The organism is Bacteroidota bacterium (assembly GCA_008933805.1).
In the GTDB taxonomy this organism is placed as follows: Bacteria; Bacteroidota; Bacteroidia; order UBA8524; family UBA8524; genus SB11.
The window spans coordinates 33,061-48,333 of the sequence record WBUH01000003.1 but is presented as its reverse complement, the minus strand read 5'-3'; the positions used below and the strand labels follow the sequence as shown (position 1 = coordinate 48,333).

The 15,273-nt window shown below is 43.9% G+C and carries 11 protein-coding genes and 1 riboswitch; of the genes, 6 read left to right on the top strand and 5 right to left on the bottom strand.

Features of this window, described 5'->3' with window-relative positions:
* Positions 1 to 132: 132 nt before the first annotated feature.
* From F9K23_04085 to F9K23_04070, 4 genes are all read right to left on the bottom strand, one after another.
* A complete protein-coding gene (locus tag F9K23_04085; protein KAB2917568.1) occupies positions 133 to 645 on the bottom strand; it encodes a hypothetical protein in 513 nt (170 codons plus the stop codon).
* Between the two features lie 157 nt (positions 646 to 802).
* Positions 803 to 2,257, bottom strand: a complete 1,455-nt coding sequence (locus F9K23_04080; protein ID KAB2917567.1) for an RtcB family protein — start codon at positions 2,255 to 2,257, stop codon at positions 803 to 805.
* A 961-nt stretch (positions 2,258 to 3,218) separates the two neighbouring features.
* Positions 3,219 to 3,686 carry a hypothetical protein gene (locus F9K23_04075; GenBank protein KAB2917566.1) on the bottom strand — a complete coding sequence of 156 codons (468 nt, stop codon included), beginning with the start codon at positions 3,684 to 3,686 and terminating at the stop codon, positions 3,219 to 3,221.
* A gap of 2 nt (positions 3,687 to 3,688) precedes the next feature.
* Positions 3,689 to 6,082, bottom strand: a complete 2,394-nt coding sequence (locus tag F9K23_04070; protein KAB2917565.1) for a T9SS type A sorting domain-containing protein — start codon at positions 6,080 to 6,082, stop codon at positions 3,689 to 3,691.
* 75 nt (positions 6,083 to 6,157) lie between these two features.
* Here F9K23_04070 and F9K23_04065 point away from each other — a divergent pair, with 75 nt between their 5' ends.
* The 5 genes from F9K23_04065 to metH all read left to right on the top strand — a co-directional run bounded on the left by F9K23_04065 (position 6,158) and on the right by metH (position 12,207).
* Entirely contained in the window at positions 6,158 to 7,258 is a 1,101-nt protein-coding gene (locus F9K23_04065) for a DNA alkylation repair protein (GenBank protein ID KAB2917564.1), read from the top strand.
* 19 nt (positions 7,259 to 7,277) lie between these two features.
* Positions 7,278 to 7,763, top strand: a complete 486-nt coding sequence (locus F9K23_04060) for a DUF1905 domain-containing protein (protein ID KAB2917563.1) — start codon at positions 7,278 to 7,280, stop codon at positions 7,761 to 7,763.
* A gap of 74 nt (positions 7,764 to 7,837) precedes the next feature.
* Positions 7,838 to 7,949: riboswitch (SAM riboswitch) on the top strand.
* Positions 7,950 to 8,042: 93 nt separating this feature from the next.
* A complete protein-coding gene (locus F9K23_04055; protein KAB2917562.1) occupies positions 8,043 to 9,068 on the top strand; it encodes a 5-methyltetrahydrofolate--homocysteine methyltransferase in 1,026 nt (341 codons plus the stop codon).
* A gap of 30 nt (positions 9,069 to 9,098) precedes the next feature.
* Positions 9,099 to 9,497, top strand: a complete 399-nt coding sequence (locus F9K23_04050; GenBank protein KAB2917561.1) for a four helix bundle protein — start codon at positions 9,099 to 9,101, stop codon at positions 9,495 to 9,497.
* A 4-nt stretch (positions 9,498 to 9,501) separates the two neighbouring features.
* Entirely contained in the window at positions 9,502 to 12,207 is a 2,706-nt protein-coding gene (gene metH / locus F9K23_04045) for a methionine synthase (protein KAB2917560.1), read from the top strand.
* Positions 12,208 to 12,390: 183 nt separating this feature from the next.
* Here metH and rmuC read toward each other — a convergent pair whose 3' ends face one another.
* The gene (gene rmuC, locus F9K23_04040) at positions 12,391 to 13,731 is read right to left on the bottom strand and encodes a DNA recombination protein RmuC (GenBank protein KAB2917559.1); all 1,341 of its coding nucleotides are present in this window, start codon (positions 13,729 to 13,731) and stop codon (positions 12,391 to 12,393) included.
* Positions 13,732 to 13,793: 62 nt separating this feature from the next.
* Between rmuC and F9K23_04035 the strand changes: the two genes are divergently transcribed.
* On the top strand, positions 13,794 to 15,170 hold the full coding sequence (locus F9K23_04035) for a CapA family protein (GenBank protein KAB2917558.1): 1,377 nt from the start codon (positions 13,794 to 13,796) through the stop codon (positions 15,168 to 15,170).
* Positions 15,171 to 15,273: the final 103 nt, after the last annotated feature.

Sequence of the window (15,273 nt, the reverse complement as noted above, 5' to 3'; positions counted from 1 at the left end):
CGTACATTACTTTTTGATTATTTTTTATCAGCATCAGTAGCTCATTAATAAACAAAAGGCACTAAAGTGAATTGTTATCTCACCTAGTGCCTTTGGCCTATACAAATCAATTACTGCTTTGCCGTTGTAATATTATAAGCGTGCACTTTCGGCACGGCCGGGTACAAGGGGCCGCAAAACATCCAGCAACTTATCCATTGCGCGGTGTTCGGGAGTAAAATCAACCCATTTACCGCTTTTAGCAAACTTTTGTAACTCATTCACCAGTACAGGCAATTCTTTCCAGTGCGGTATGCACCTTTTGTGTGCCTCAAGCCAGTTGAAACGGAACAATGGGTTTGTTGTATCGGGGGTTAATATCCCAGTAGCAATTAATTGGGCTGCATCGGTTATTTTTTGGTGGCACAATACACACTCCCTGTTTGCGTTGGGTAAAATGGTTTCGTGCACAAATTGTTTTTGGCGCACTGCCATTTTGCCCCAAGGGTGTTGGTTTACACAAATTTTGTGTAGCGCAGCACCGTTAAAAACAAACAAAGGATCGTGCAGGTTGCTCACCAAGTGTGGGAAGATGATAACATCCCTGCGGTTTTCCATTGGCACCCCGCATAATTTGCAAAGGTTGCCACGGGTAAATAAAGCCATATATTTAATATTTTTAGTTATTACATTTATCTGAACAAAATACATCCCTGCAATTGCCAAATAGCAAAAGTTTAATAAAGGATGGTGTTAAAAATTACAGTATCAACAAGCGGTTTTCTTGTCGGATAGGGGAGCGTTCTTACAATCTCAGCGGCGTTTAATCTTCGCTGGGCTCACGGCCTTCGGCCATGCGTACAATTTGCGGGCTGAATTTTGCCAGCACATCTACCAAATTGGTTTGTGCGGCCATTACCTGCTCGATGTTTTTGTAGGCCATCGGCGATTCATCCACATCACCACCAATCAGTTGTATGCCTTGTGCGCTTAACCGTTTTTTCATTTGGTGAAGCGTGAACATACTTTTAGCGGCACTTCTCGACATGGCTCTACCCGCCCCGTGTGATGCCGAGTTGAGCGAGCCTTGCCCGCCTTTGCCCATTACCACATAACCGGGTGCCAGCATACTGCCGGGTATAATGCCCAGCACACCTTCGCCGGCGGGAGTAGCTCCTTTGCGGTGCATTATTACCTCTTCGCCATTGGGCAGGGTTTCTTTCCATGCAAAATTGTGATGGTTTTCTACCCGTGCTATGGGTCGTTGGCGTAATGCTTTAGCCATTTTGCTGTGAATCTCGTGGTGGTTGGCACTCGAATAATCTCCAGCAAGGTTCATCGCCAGCCAGTATTCTTGTCCTTCTTCACTGCCCAAATCCAGCCACGCCAAGTGTTTCACCTCTTTTACCAAGCGGGTTTTTCGCATGGCAATATTGCTGTAGGTATTGGCAATATGCGCCCCAAAGCCGCGTGAGCCTGAGTGCGAAAGCAAAGCAAGGTATTGGCCTGCCGGTACATTAAAGCCTGTTACGGGTGCAGTAACATCAATAATTCCCCATTCAACAAAATGGTTCCCTGTGCCTGATGTTCCTAATTGTCGCCATGCCTTATCTTTCAGCCGTTTCAATCCTGAAAAAGCATTCCAGTCGGTGCGGTCAAAAAGCGATTCATCGTGCTTCACTTTGGTTTCTCCGCCGCTGCCAAACACCGTATGATCAACCAGCAGTTTTTTCAGGGTATCAGCATCTTCAAACACCCTGTTTCCGGGCAGGTCAAACACACTTAAGCACATACGGCAGGCAATATCCACGCCTACGGCAAAGGGTATTACAGTATTTGCATCGGTTGCCAGTACACCGCCTATCGGCAGGCCATAGCCCACGTGGGCATCGGGCATTAGTGCCCCTGCTTTTGCTATGGGCAGTTTCATTGCCAAATCCATTTGGGCAATGGTATGGCTGTCAATACCGTCAGCCCCAAACACCTCATACCCCAGCGAGCTTCTCAGCTTCCATGTGTGTTCCTGCATGGCAGGCACCACGTTGGCTTTGTGTTTTTTTATTTCGGGAATTACCGCTGCAAAAGGGTGGCTTTTATCTTGCTCTACCGTTTCGGGTTCATCCCATACTTGCTTCGCCATTTCAAGCACTTTGCGTTTATCCACGCCTTGTTTTTTTATCATCACTTTTGCCAGTTGTCCTATAGATTTCAGTATGGTTTTGTCACTGATACCAAGGGCTGCCAGCTCGTGATTATTAATTTTTACGTTCTTAGCCATTATGATATTTTTATTTTTTATGCCCCATTATCCGTTGTGGTAATGAGATGCCGAAACAAGTTCAGCATGAAAACAAAAAGCCCCGGATGCTTTGTTACTGCGTCCGGGGCCTTTTAATATCGGGGCTAAAAGCGTTTAGCTTTTATGTTTAGGCACACGGACGTGCAACCCACCATCGTATCCTTTGGTGTTGCTAAGTAGTTGTATGTCGCGGTGCATTAGCATTTTATTAGTTCTGTTAAAGGGTTAAACTTCGTTATATAGGTTTAATACCTTATTGTGCTACAAAGGTAAATAATAATTTTTGGTGTTAGCAAATGGTTTTTTGTAAAATTTATGTAAAGATGGAAAATAAGAGTTTAATATAAGTAAAGATTAAATGATTATGACACCAGCTCCGGCTTTTCTTTTCTAGGGAGAGAGGCCGTATATTGGTCATCCCGAACTTGATTCGGGATCGCACTCGGTATTTAATGTGAATTGGTATTGCGATGTTGAAACAAGTTCAACATGACTTGGTGCTGATAGTAACCACAAAACCTGTCCTGCTGACGAAGGAAGCATCTTATTGGAAATGTGTGATAAGCTTTGAGCTACACATTTGAACGAAGAAATTTCGCTGCGCTCAATTTGACAGTGTGAGTTACGCAGGGATTTCCCGAGCCTGCCGAAAGGTGCGGCTGGCGGTCATCCCGAACTTGATTCGGGATCTCACTTCATATTTAGCATGAATTGGTAGTGCGATGGTGAAACAAGTTCAACATGACTGGGTGCTGGTAGTAACCACAAAACCTGTCCTGCTGACGAAGGAAGTATCTTATGACAAAAGCGTGTTCAGCTTTGAGTTGACATATTTGAGATAAGAAATTTCGCTGCGCTCAATTTGACAGTGTGGGTTGCGCAGGGATTTCCTGAGCCTGCCGAAGGGTGCGCAGGGAGGTAATGGCTTGACTTCTTGTGATTATTTACAAACCGTATCGGTTGCTTTTAACTCCATAACAGCTTGTTGGGTAGTAGAGTCACCTACAATCTTTAAATCAAAAGAATTGGCTTGTTTGCTGATACGATAGCCTTTACGAATGTGTTCTCCTGTGTTTTGGTGACCGCCCCAGCCCGTAAAATATTCAACAGTGTCATTACCGTTTAGCAATTGTACGGTAACAATACCGCGGCTGTTTTCTTCTAAAAACACTTTTATCACCTGACCGCTAAATTGTTGTTCGTAAGCTTTTTCGCACTGGGTTTTCAGTTTATCACCGTGTTGTTTAAACCAAAAGTACAAGTACGCACCAAAGGCTAAAAAACCACCGATAATAATAAGGTTACGGATTTTACCCATCCGTTTGGTAAGCCAGTAAATACCGGTGTCGTTATCGTTGTTCCTGTTGCGAAGGGTATTAAACTTGTTTGAAATGTCGCCTTTCTGCATGGTTATTCTTTTATCAGCACTCCGTTTTGTATGCTTTCACCTATTTGTAAACGATAGGTATAGATGCCTTGTGCTGGCATAATACCGTTTTGTTGGGTGAGCCACTCTAATTGTTGTTGTCCGGCTGCGAAAATAGTAGAAGAGGTGTAAACTGTTCTGCCCAAAGCATCCACAATTTGTAATGCAACAGTTTCTTCTTTTTGCAGGAAGAAATTAAACATTACTTTATGGTTGAAAGGGTTGGGGCTTGCCAATACTTTGTAAGCTGATTCAGACTCAACAGGGGTGGTGCGTAAAGTAACCAATCCGCCTTCGTTTAAACAGTTGAGGGTGTTAATGGTTATGGTACTAAATTTTTCAGGAACGGATTTGCCCGGCCAACGCACAATAACACTATCTACCTGTTTATGGGCACCCATACCGAAAAACAACCGCAATGGTTTTTGGCTGTTGATACCCCGCCCAGAAACTACGTCTTGCATGTAGGCTTTACCATCGGCATATACCCACACACGGGCACCAATGGCTTTTTTGTTGGCGGTAGTTCCGTGCAATTCAATACTAACAAAGTTGCCCCCGTGCGGAGCGGTGTTTTTATAAAAACGGAAATTAGAAGCAGGTCCATGACCTATAAAAACATCAAGCTTACCATCGTTATCGTAATCAATAAACGTAGGGTTTTCGCTGCCGTTCTTCTTGTTTAGCCCGTAGTGAAAGGTTTTTATAGCAAAGGTTTTATCAGGCTGTTGTATGTATACATCGTTAAAATTACAACCGTAAAAGGTGGTAGTCATTATATCCATTCTACCATCGTTGTTCAAATCACCAAAGGCGGCGTTGGCGTGGGTTTCTTCAAACTGGATGCCGGTTTTAGAAACTTGACCCGGTAGTTGCGATACTTGTCCCATCAAATCCTTAAACGAATAATTGGGCGCACCTTCGTTTTCAAACAAAACCGTCATGCGGGTATCTTCTTTCACCGTAATGTTGCTGCCGTTTGCTCCCCAAGGAGCAAGGTATTGCACGGGCGGCATATTGCGCGGATGCGAAAAATTGCTGTGCAGCAAATCCATGTCCCCGTCGTTGTCATAATCAGCCCAATCACAGCCCGTACTCATGTTATAAAACAAGGTACCGTTGTTATTATCAATGGGGGTAAAAGAAATAATATCCTCCCAAGTAACGTCGCCGTTGTTACGGAAAAAATTATCGTAGCTGGTAACGCGGTCTAACGATGCTGCATAATTAGCCACGTATAAATCCAAATCCGCATCGTTATCATAATCTACCCATTGGCTGCCCCGACTAAATCCGTTAACACCCTGCATTTTATTGCCGTTGTTAAGAGTAAACCCCAGTTGCCCGTCATTAATAAACATATAATTTGGCATGGGTGTTCCATAGGGTTCCCACAATTGGCCAATAAACAAATCAGGAAAGCCGTCGTTGTTTACATCGGCAACGCTAAAACTGGTAATAGCGTTAAAATCAACTGAAAAATTTACTTGTCTCTTTGTAAATGAGCCACTGCCGTTGTTTATAAACAGATAGTTTTGTGCAGGGTCGTGTGATAAGAATAGTATATCGTCCACACCGTTATTATCCATATCAATGAATAAGTTAGCGGCGGGTTGCAGAAAATAATCGATACCTGCTGTAGGGTTAATGAACTTAAATGTGCCGTTGCCGTTGTTTTTTAACAAACGGTCGCCAAGCAATACATCAATGTGACTATCACCGTCAATATCACCGCAAGCTATATTACCGGCATACGGCGGACCTGGTATTTTAAAGCCGGCCACATCACCCACTTCTTCAAACCATGGTTTTGCAGGCAACGCATCGTATTCAAGTACGGCATCAATCACAAAAGGACGGTTACCATTCACAGCCCACTGTCCTTGGGTATTCTCGGCAGTAGTGTAAAAATAATCCCCGCCGCTGTTTGGGTCGGTACTGCAACTTGGGGGTACAGCGTCCTGCCCTATGCGTAATTGCACGTTCACCATGTTGGTAAGGGCGACAAAAAACTGGTTATTCTCTACCCGCAACTTTAAACTGTCCAGCTTAATTTCAATACGCTCGGCAGCATCGTTTGTTTGCTTGGTAATTGTAATGGGGGTAAACAAATCGGCTTGTAATTGTGGAAACGACGAGCCGCCTTCGTGCCCGAACATTCGTACCGTGGCTGTTCCGCCTGTATTACCGCTAAGGGTAATTATAATGCTTTTAACTGTGGCCGGAGCTTTGGGTTCAAAACGGGCAAATTGTTTGGGATAGGTAGCCGCGCTATAGGTGGTAGAAAATAAACGTGCCGGCTTGTAATAACGCAAAGTATCAGCCGCCTGTGCCTTAAAACAGGTAAACAAAAGCAATACTGCCAAAATACGATCCATACCCGCTGCAAAGTTCGTAATTTTAATTAATGGATTATCATGCAACCTGTTTTAGTATTTTACCTTTGCACTATTATGCCCGAACCTTTAAAAAACTACTACAGTCCTGCATTTTTTGATACGTTGACAAACCGTCTTTCTAAGGCCATTAAAGGGTTTGATAAGCCGTTGTTCATTTCTAAAATATTTTTTGCCGGGTGGGATGCACTTGAGTTGAAACAACGTATGCGGCATACTGCAGTGGTGTTGCATGATTTTTTACCCCACGATTTTAAAAAGGCTGCGGATAGTTTGATAAAGATAACGGATGTGTTGCTTGACGGAAGGGAAGGGGCAATGGATTTTTTGCATATGTTTTTGCCCGATTATGTGGAGTTATACGGCATAGATGATTATGAAAACAGTATGCGGGCGTTTGAAAAGATTACCTGTTATGCCAGTGCTGAGTTTGCCATTCGTCCGTTTATAGTGAAGTATCCGCAAACTATGCAGCAAATGTTGGCGTGGAGCAAGCACCCCAATCCCTATGTACGCAGATTGAGCAGCGAGGGTTGCCGCCCGCGCTTGCCTTGGGCAATGGCTTTGCATGCTTTGAAAAAAGACCCATCGCAAATATTACCCATACTTGAGAATTTAAAAACCGACCCTGCGGAGACCGTGCGACGTAGCGTGGCCAATAACTTAAACGATATAGCCAAGGATAATCCCGATGTGGTGATGGAGATTGTGAAACGCTGGCAGGGTAGCCATGCAAATACTGATTGGATTATTAAACACGGTAGCCGCACGTTGCTTAAAAAAGGGCATAATGATGCGCTGGATGCGTTTGGTTTGAAGAGAGGTATTAAGGCACAAGTAGATAAGCTTACGGTTGCGCCGGCTAAACTAAAGATTGGAGATAAGGCCACGTTGGATTTTTTAATCACCCTAAAGGAAAAACAAGCCGAGAAACTACGGGTTGAGTACGGAGTGTATTATGTGAAAGCCAACGGAACAGCTAATCGCAAGCTGTTTAAGATTACTGAAAACAATTACGACCCAGCAAAGGCCGTATCGTTTAGTCGTACTTTACGGTTTCATGATATGACGACCCGCAAGCATTATTCGGGCATTCACAAAATTACGATTGTGATAAACGGACAGGAGTACGCTGAAACAGCCCTTGAGTTGGTATAATTTTAACAAGTTTACAAACATGGAGACGTACAAATTTGCGGCCAGGCTTACTCGTATTGACGGGGTGTATATGCATTACATCTTAATTGTTCCTGATGAGATTATCGAACGGATTAACAAACAAGGGCGCATTAGAACTAAAGGCACCATGAATGGAAGCCCGTTTGCATTAGCCATTCAGAACCTTAAAACAGGTGAGCGCTACTTTTCTGTAAGTGCTCCAATGCGAAGAGCGGCCAAAATACAGCTAAGCGTACCTGTGCAAACAGAGTTTATACTAGTGGATGAAAACGAGTTGGATATTCCTGAAGAGCTGATTGCTGTGCTTGATGAAGACCCTGAAGGCAAAGCGGCTTTTGATAAACTAACTACAGGCAGTAAACGCGGGTTGATACACTACATTACTTCAGTAAAAAATGTGGATAGCCGCATTAAACGAGCCATGCAGTTGGTAGAGAAAGCAAAAATGGGTTTGTTGAGTGTGCAACGCAAAAATGAAGAGTAATGTAAAAATGTTGTTGCGGTTGGATATTAGCCCTTTGCCTGCTTGATAATTAAAAAATTGATGTACCTTTGCACTGCTTATTAAGAAAGACGGAGGGACTAGGCCCTGTGAAGTCTTGGCAACCCATCCCGGTGGGTGCCAATTCCTATCCCAAACAGCCTCTGCTGTGGCGGGTGAAGATGAGCAGATACCGACTACAAATCCTAGCTTTTTTATTAGTTAATCGTACAATAGCAGCGATGGTTTATCATCAATGGCTAATGTGCTAATGATTTTTGTATGCAAAATAAACAGCAACAACTGGAAGAACTGTTAAAGCAACGTATCTTAGTATTGGATGGTGCAATGGGTACTATGATTCAGCGATACAAGCTTGAAGAAAACGATTTCCGTAACGAAAACCTTAAAGACCATCCTCATCCCTTAAAAGGAAATAACGACCTTTTGGCGCTTACCCGTCCTGATGTATTGGCGGCTATTCACCGTCAGTATTTAGAAGCAGGCGCAGATATATTAGAAACCAATACGTTTAGCGGTACTACCATCGCACAAGCGGATTACCGCTTGGAAGATTGGGTGTATCAAATCAATTATGAGTCGGCAAAACTTGCCCGACAAATAGCCGATGAGTTTACTGCCAAAACACCTGATAAACCCCGTTTTGTTGCAGGTTCAATGGGGCCTACCAACCGTACTGCTTCGCTATCACCCGATGTTAACGACCCCGGTTACCGCGCAGTTACTTTTGATGAATTAGTAATAGCGTTTAAAGACCAAGCTAAAGCACTTATTGAGGGCGGAGCCGATATTTTATTGGCAGAAACTATTATCGATACACTAAATGCAAAAGCAACTTTGTTTGCTTTTGAGGAGCTGTTTGAAGAACTGGGCTACCGAGTTCCGGTGATGGTGTCGGGAACAATTACGGATGCCAGCGGACGTACCCTTAGCGGGCAAACTACAGAAGCCTTTTTGATTTCGACCTCGCACTTGCCCTTATTAAGTATCGGGCTTAATTGTGCGTTGGGAGCGTCAGCGTTGCGTCCGTATTTACAGGTGATGGATCAAAAATCTGATTTCTTTGTAAGTGCGCACCCTAATGCGGGATTGCCCAACGAGTTCGGACAGTACGACCAAACCCCCGAAGACATGGCCAACCAAATTGAAGAGTTTTTGAAAGAGGGCTTGGTAAATATTGTGGGCGGTTGCTGCGGAACTACCCCTGACCACATTAAGGCAATAGCCGAAGTGGCGGCGAGGTATGAACCGAGGAAGACAAAGAGCAAAGAGGCTGTTAGCGTTTAGCAATTGGCAATTAGCAAAACTTAAAAACGAATGCGGAATTTTAGAACGCTAACTATTTGGCAGCAGGGTATAGATTTGGTACTAAAAGTATATGAGATAGCATCTCAATTACCTACCGAAGAAAAATACGGACTTGCTAGTCAAATTTGTAGAGCTTCTGTATCTATCCCGTCAAATATTGCCGAGGGATGCAGCCGTAACAGTGACATTGAGTATAAAAGATTTTTGGAAGTGGCGTTAGGTTCTGCGTTCGAATTGGAAACGCAGTTAATTATTATTCAAAAATTACAGTTTGCAAGCGCTGATAAATTAGAACAGACTTTTAGCTTATTGACCATTGAACAAAAAATGGTCAATAATCTTATTTCAAAAATTAAAGACGATAATTTTATTTCACAAAGCCAAAGGCCAAAAGCCAACAGCAAATAGCTTTATGACGAACCCAATTACAGACTACACCCTCCGCCTTTCAGGCCTTGAGCCGCTTGTAATATATGAAGGCAGCAATTTTATTAACGTGGGCGAACGGACGAATGTTACCGGCTCGCGGATGTTTTTGCGACTGATTAAAGAAGGTAAATACGACGAAGCCCTCACTGTTGCGCGCGACCAAGTTGAAGGTGGCGCACAGATTATTGACGTGAATATGGACGAGGGGATGTTGGATGGTGTCGAGGCCATGACTAAGTTTTTGAATCTGATTGCCTCAGAACCTGATATTGCCCGCGTACCTGTGATGATTGACTCCTCGAAATGGGAGATTATCGAGGCAGGATTGAAGTGTGTGCAAGGTAAATGCGTAGTAAACTCCATCAGTATGAAAGGTGGGGAGGCAGAGTTTATCCGTCAGGCTAAATTAGTAAAACGCTATGGTGCTGCTGTAATTGTAATGGCCTTTGACGAAGTAGGTCAGGCGGATAATTACCAACGCCGTATCGAAATATGCGAACGTGCTTACCGCATTTTGGTGGATGTAGTGAAATTCCCTCCCGGTGATATCATTTTCGACCCTAATATATTCCCCGTGGCAACGGGTATAGAAGAACACAGGCTGAATGCCCTTGATTTCTTTAATGCTACCAAATGGATAAAAGAAAACCTGCCCGGTGCAAAAGTGAGCGGTGGAGTAAGTAACGTTTCGTTCTCGTTCAGGGGTAACGATGTAGTGCGCGAAGCCATGCACAGTGCCTTTTTGTACCACGGTATAAAGCACGGCATGGACATGGGTATTGTGAACCCTGCCCAGTTAGCCATTTACGATGAAATACCTAAAGACCTGCTTGAGTTGGTAGAAGACGTGTTGCTTGACCGCAGGGACGATGCTACCGAACGCTTGCTGGCTTTTGCCGAAACGGTGAAAGGTAAAGGCAAAGAAGCCGTGAAAGAAGACCAAGAGTGGCGTAAGGGGACTGTTGAAGAACGTTTGAGCCACGCATTGGTAAAAGGTATTATTGAGTTTATTGATGAAGATACCGAAGAAGCTCGACTAAAATATCCTCGTCCGTTGCACGTAATTGAAGGCCCTTTGATGGCCGGTATGAGTGTAGTGGGTGATTTGTTTGGTGAGGGTAAAATGTTTTTGCCGCAGGTAGTAAAAAGTGCCCGTGTAATGAAAAAAGCCGTGGCATTGCTTACTCCGTACATGGAAGAAGAAGAACGCCTGAGCGGAGACCAAAGCAAAAATGCCGGCAAAATATTGATGGCTACCGTAAAAGGTGATGTACACGATATTGGTAAAAACATTGTGGGTGTAGTATTGGCCTGCAACAACTTTGAAATTATTGATTTAGGTGTAATGGTTCCGGCTGAAAAAATATTGGCCGAAGCGATTGAGCATAAAGTAGACGTGATTGGCCTTAGCGGGTTGATTACCCCCTCGTTGGATGAGATGGTACACGTGGCCCGCGAAATGCAACGTCTTAACTTTAAAATACCCTTGCTGATAGGCGGTGCAACTACCTCAAAAATACATACAGCAGTTAAAATCGACCCTGAATACATGGGGCCTGTAGTACACGTGTTAGATGCTTCAAAATCGGTACCTGTGGCATCGGCTTTGTTGAGTGAAGACCAAAAAGAAGCAGCCCAGCGCGGACACAAAAATGAGTACGAGCAAATGCGTGAAGCCCATCGCAACCGCAAGGAAAACAAGTCGTACATCAGCTTGGCCGAAGCGCGTGAAAACAAGCAACGCATTAACTGGCTGGATAGTAAAATTACCAAACCTTCGTTTTTGGGTACCCGCACATTTACCGATTTTCCGCTAGAGAAGCTGGTGGATTATATTGATTGGACTCCGTTTTTCCAGACATGGGAGCTGCGCGGAAAATTCCCTGAGATATTTAATGATGAATACGTGGGCACAGAGGCTAAAAAGTTGTACGATGATGCCCGCGAGATGATTGATAAGGTAATTGCTGATAAATCACTGCAAGCATCCGCCATTGTAGGTTTTTATCCTGCTAATACTGTGAACGATGACGATGTTGAATTATATACGGATGATACCCGCACACAAGTACTTACAACCTTTCACTTTTTGCGTCAACAAAACCAAAAAGGCTCAGGCATAGCTAATAACTCCTTGGCCGATTACATAGCTCCCAAAGAAACAGGAATTGCCGATTACATGGGTGCTTTTGCGGTTACTACCGGAAAGAGCATAGAAAAACTGGTACAACAGTTTGAGAGCGACCACGACGATTACAACAGCATTTTAATAAAAGCAGTGGCCGACCGTTTTGCGGAAGCCTTTGCCGAATACATGCATGCATACGTACGTAAAGAATTGTGGGGCTATGCTGCTGACGAAAGTTTGAGCAACGAGGACTTAATCCGTGAGAAATACCAAGGCATACGCCCGGCACCGGGTTACCCTGCCTGCCCCGACCATACCGAAAAAGGCATTTTGTGGGATTTGATGGATATTGAAAACGAAACGGGTATTAAGATTACCGAAAGTTTTGCCATGTATCCCGCTGCGGCTGTTTCGGGCTTTTATTTCTCGCACCCCGATAGTAAATACTTTGGGTTGGGTAAAATAGAGAAAGACCAAGTAGAAGATTATGCCCGCCGCAAAAACATGGACATAAAAACCGTTGAACGCTGGCTGGGACCTAATTTGTCGTATGGCTTGTAGTTTGTTTTTAGTTTACTGTTTACAGTTTTAAGTTGTTCTCGCTAAGCTTTGCGTAATTGCGAGGCTTACATAGTTTGCCGAAGCAATCCGTAGTTTTATGTGAGTATGTTGGATTAACGCCCTTCTAAATCCTCCCTTAATAGGGAGGACTTATGCCCAACGATGGGATGGGGAAGGACTGATTTACAAATCGTCAGACCTGTCTACCAATTTGGGGTCAAGTTGTTTTGATACTTTTGCACCCAATTCGCGCAAAGTTTCGGCACGACGTATCAGGTTACCGCGACCTTCGTACAGTTTTTTCATACTGTCCTCATAGGCTCCCTGTGCCGCTTTCATTTTCTTACCTAAATCAATAAGGTCTTCGGTAAAACTCACAAACTTATCATACAAATCACCGCCTTGTCGGGCAATCTCCAACACGTTTCGGTTTTGGTATTCTTGCTTCCAAATGCTTGATATGGTGCGCAGCGTAGCCAATAGTGTGCTGGTGGTAACAATTACAATGTTTTGTTCAAAGGCATCGTTAAAAATTTCAGGGTCGGCTTGTACCGCTGCTGCAAATGCCGACTCTATGGGCACAAACATCAATACAAAATCGGGGGAGTTTATTTCGTACAACTGTTGGTAGCGTTTATCACTCAGTTGCTTAATGTGCTCACGGATGGATTTTGTATGTGCCTTCAGCCACGCTTGTTGCTCTTCGGTATTTGCCGCAGATGAGAATCGTTCATACGCCGTTAGCGATACTTTTGAGTCAACAATCAAATTTTTATTATCGGGCAGTTTAATAATAACGTCGGGTTGTTGGCGGCGGCCATCTTCGTTCACAAAACTTTCCTGTACGGTATATTCCTGTCCTTTGGTTAGCCCGCTTTTTTCAAGAATACGCTCCAAAATCAATTCACCCCAGTTACCCTGTGTTTTGCTTTCGCCCTTCAATGCCTGTGTTAGTCGGTTGGCATCTTCGCGCATTCCTTGGTTCAGTTCGGTAAGGTTGCGTATTTGCTCCCCAAGTCGGCTTTGCTCCTTGCTGTTTTCCATGTGGGTGTCTTCCACCTTTTTCCTAAACTCCTCCATCTTTTCTTTTAAGGGGTTTAGTACAATATCAAGGCTATCGCGGTTTTGACGAACAAATTTTTCGCTCTTTTCTTCAAAAATCTTATTGGCAAGGTTTTCAAACTCTTTGGCAAGACGTTGCTGTAGGGTTTCAATTTCCTGCTTCTGGTTGTTCAGTTTCTCTTCAAGGTTTTGCAATTGGTTGGCCATACGGCTGTTTTCAGCAGTCAGTTGCAGGGCTTCTTTTTGGGCAGTGTCAAACTGCGTTTTAATTTCAGTTACCGTGCTTTGCGCAGCAGCGGCTTGGGCAGCTACCGTTGCCTTTTCAGCAGTCAGTAGGGCAATCTCTTGTTGGCGCATATCCAACTCATCACGCCCCACCATTTGCGCCATTTTGTTCTTGCCCAATAACCAGCCGATTCCTGCCCCGGCTATTAAACCTATAATTAGAAATAGTATTTCCATATTTTTGCCCGATTTTTAAGTTTTGCTACCCTGTAACACCAAAGGGCAATATTCGTACTAATTTGGGACTTTTTACGCTCAAAACACCCACAAAACCAACTCGTGCCATTACGTTTAAAGGCAGGGTATTGGCTCGTGTTGTTTGGTTATTAACGTTTTGCCTGCACCTGTTCAGGTGGAAAAAATGGCAATACCCGCCTGAGGGCTTTCACGACGACCCTTTGCATTTCACTTTTAAGGATATTCTGTTTTTTGCTTATAAATATTATTTCAGAACGTTGGAAAAGGCTGAAAAAAACTCCGGTCTCGAAGAATACTTTTTGACACAGGATTTTTCATTCCCTGAAAAGCCGGAAGGCAGCACTACCATTACCTTGAGTGCTGGTGGCGACTTAATGCCTTATGAATGGGTGAACCCATCTGCCACAAAAAACTTATGGGATGAAGTAGGGGATTATTTTTTTGGGGCGGATATTGTTTTTGCTAACCTTGAAACCCCTTTTTATATCAACGAAGCGGCATCGCTGTGCCCCGAAGTGATGTTAAATGATATGTACTTCAACGGCTCGCCCGAATTGTATAAGATTTTCAGCGGTAATGGCTTATTCAAAGGATATGATGTACTAAGCACAGCCAATAACCACATGTTGGATAAGGGCGTTGCAGGACTTGAGGATACCCTTGGCGTTTTAGAGAATAAAGAAGTTGAGGCAGTAGGCTCGGCATACAGTAAAGAAGATCAGGATAATTTCCCGATTGTAGAGCGGGGGGGGGTGAAGGTGGCGTTTTTGGCCTATACGTACAGTCTTAATAAACTGGTACCTATTGCAGGCAAAGAGTACATGACTAATTACCTGCGGCTAAACCAACCGGGATGCAATATTGATTTAATAGTTAGGCATGCAAAACTGGCTAAGGAACGCGGCGCTGATATGGTAGTATGTTCGCTGCATTGTGGGTGCGCTTATCAGGCATACCCCGCCACTCATACGGTTGATTTGTACCACCGCGTTTTTGACGAGGCAGGGGTGGATGTGATATTGGGACACCATCCGCACAACCCGCAGCCTATGGAGCAATACCAATTTACCGACCCTTTTACGGGTGAGGAAAAATTGGGTTTTGCTGTTTACTCGTTAGGTGATTTTGTGGCGTATGATTTGAACATTTTTTGCCGTATGCCGTTGCTGTTGAAGCTTGAGATTACAAAATCGGCAGCGCATACGTTTGTATCGGGATTGCAGGTGTTGCCTGCCTACATTGCAGGCAAGCATACCAACAACGGACTTGAGCTACGGTTGTTGAACTTGCACAAACTTGGACAAAACAAGTTTAACCATCCTTTTATGGATAAAGAACTTGATAGTGAAGCCCGAACGCTGCACCAATTTTTAAACAATCATATTTTACCGGCACAGCATAGGCGGTGGGTGGTGTAAGCTATTTGCTCGCTTTTAATTTCAGGTATAATCACCTGTTTTTACACATGGTTTCTATTTTCTTACCCAATCTTTAAAAAAAATCTGTAATCGGGCATTGTAT

What these genes read in the sequence shown, in the direction of transcription:
- F9K23_04085 (KAB2917568.1), bottom strand. Translation starts at nt 645, where the DNA reads ATGGCTTTATTTACCCGTGGCAACCTTTGCAAATTATGCGGGGTGCCA.
- F9K23_04080 (KAB2917567.1), bottom strand. Translation starts at nt 2,257, where the DNA reads ATGGCTAAGAACGTAAAAATTAATAATCACGAGCTGGCAGCCCTTGGT.
- F9K23_04075 (KAB2917566.1), bottom strand. Translation starts at nt 3,686, where the DNA reads ATGCAGAAAGGCGACATTTCAAACAAGTTTAATACCCTTCGCAACAGG.
- F9K23_04070 (KAB2917565.1), bottom strand. Translation starts at nt 6,082, where the DNA reads ATGGATCGTATTTTGGCAGTATTGCTTTTGTTTACCTGTTTTAAGGCA.
- F9K23_04065 (KAB2917564.1), top strand. Translation starts at nt 6,158, where the DNA reads ATGCCCGAACCTTTAAAAAACTACTACAGTCCTGCATTTTTTGATACG.
- F9K23_04060 (KAB2917563.1), top strand. Translation starts at nt 7,278, where the DNA reads ATGGAGACGTACAAATTTGCGGCCAGGCTTACTCGTATTGACGGGGTG.
- F9K23_04055 (KAB2917562.1), top strand. Translation starts at nt 8,043, where the DNA reads ATGCAAAATAAACAGCAACAACTGGAAGAACTGTTAAAGCAACGTATC.
- F9K23_04050 (KAB2917561.1), top strand. Translation starts at nt 9,099, where the DNA reads ATGCGGAATTTTAGAACGCTAACTATTTGGCAGCAGGGTATAGATTTG.
- metH (KAB2917560.1), top strand. Translation starts at nt 9,502, where the DNA reads ATGACGAACCCAATTACAGACTACACCCTCCGCCTTTCAGGCCTTGAG.
- rmuC (KAB2917559.1), bottom strand. Translation starts at nt 13,731, where the DNA reads ATGGAAATACTATTTCTAATTATAGGTTTAATAGCCGGGGCAGGAATC.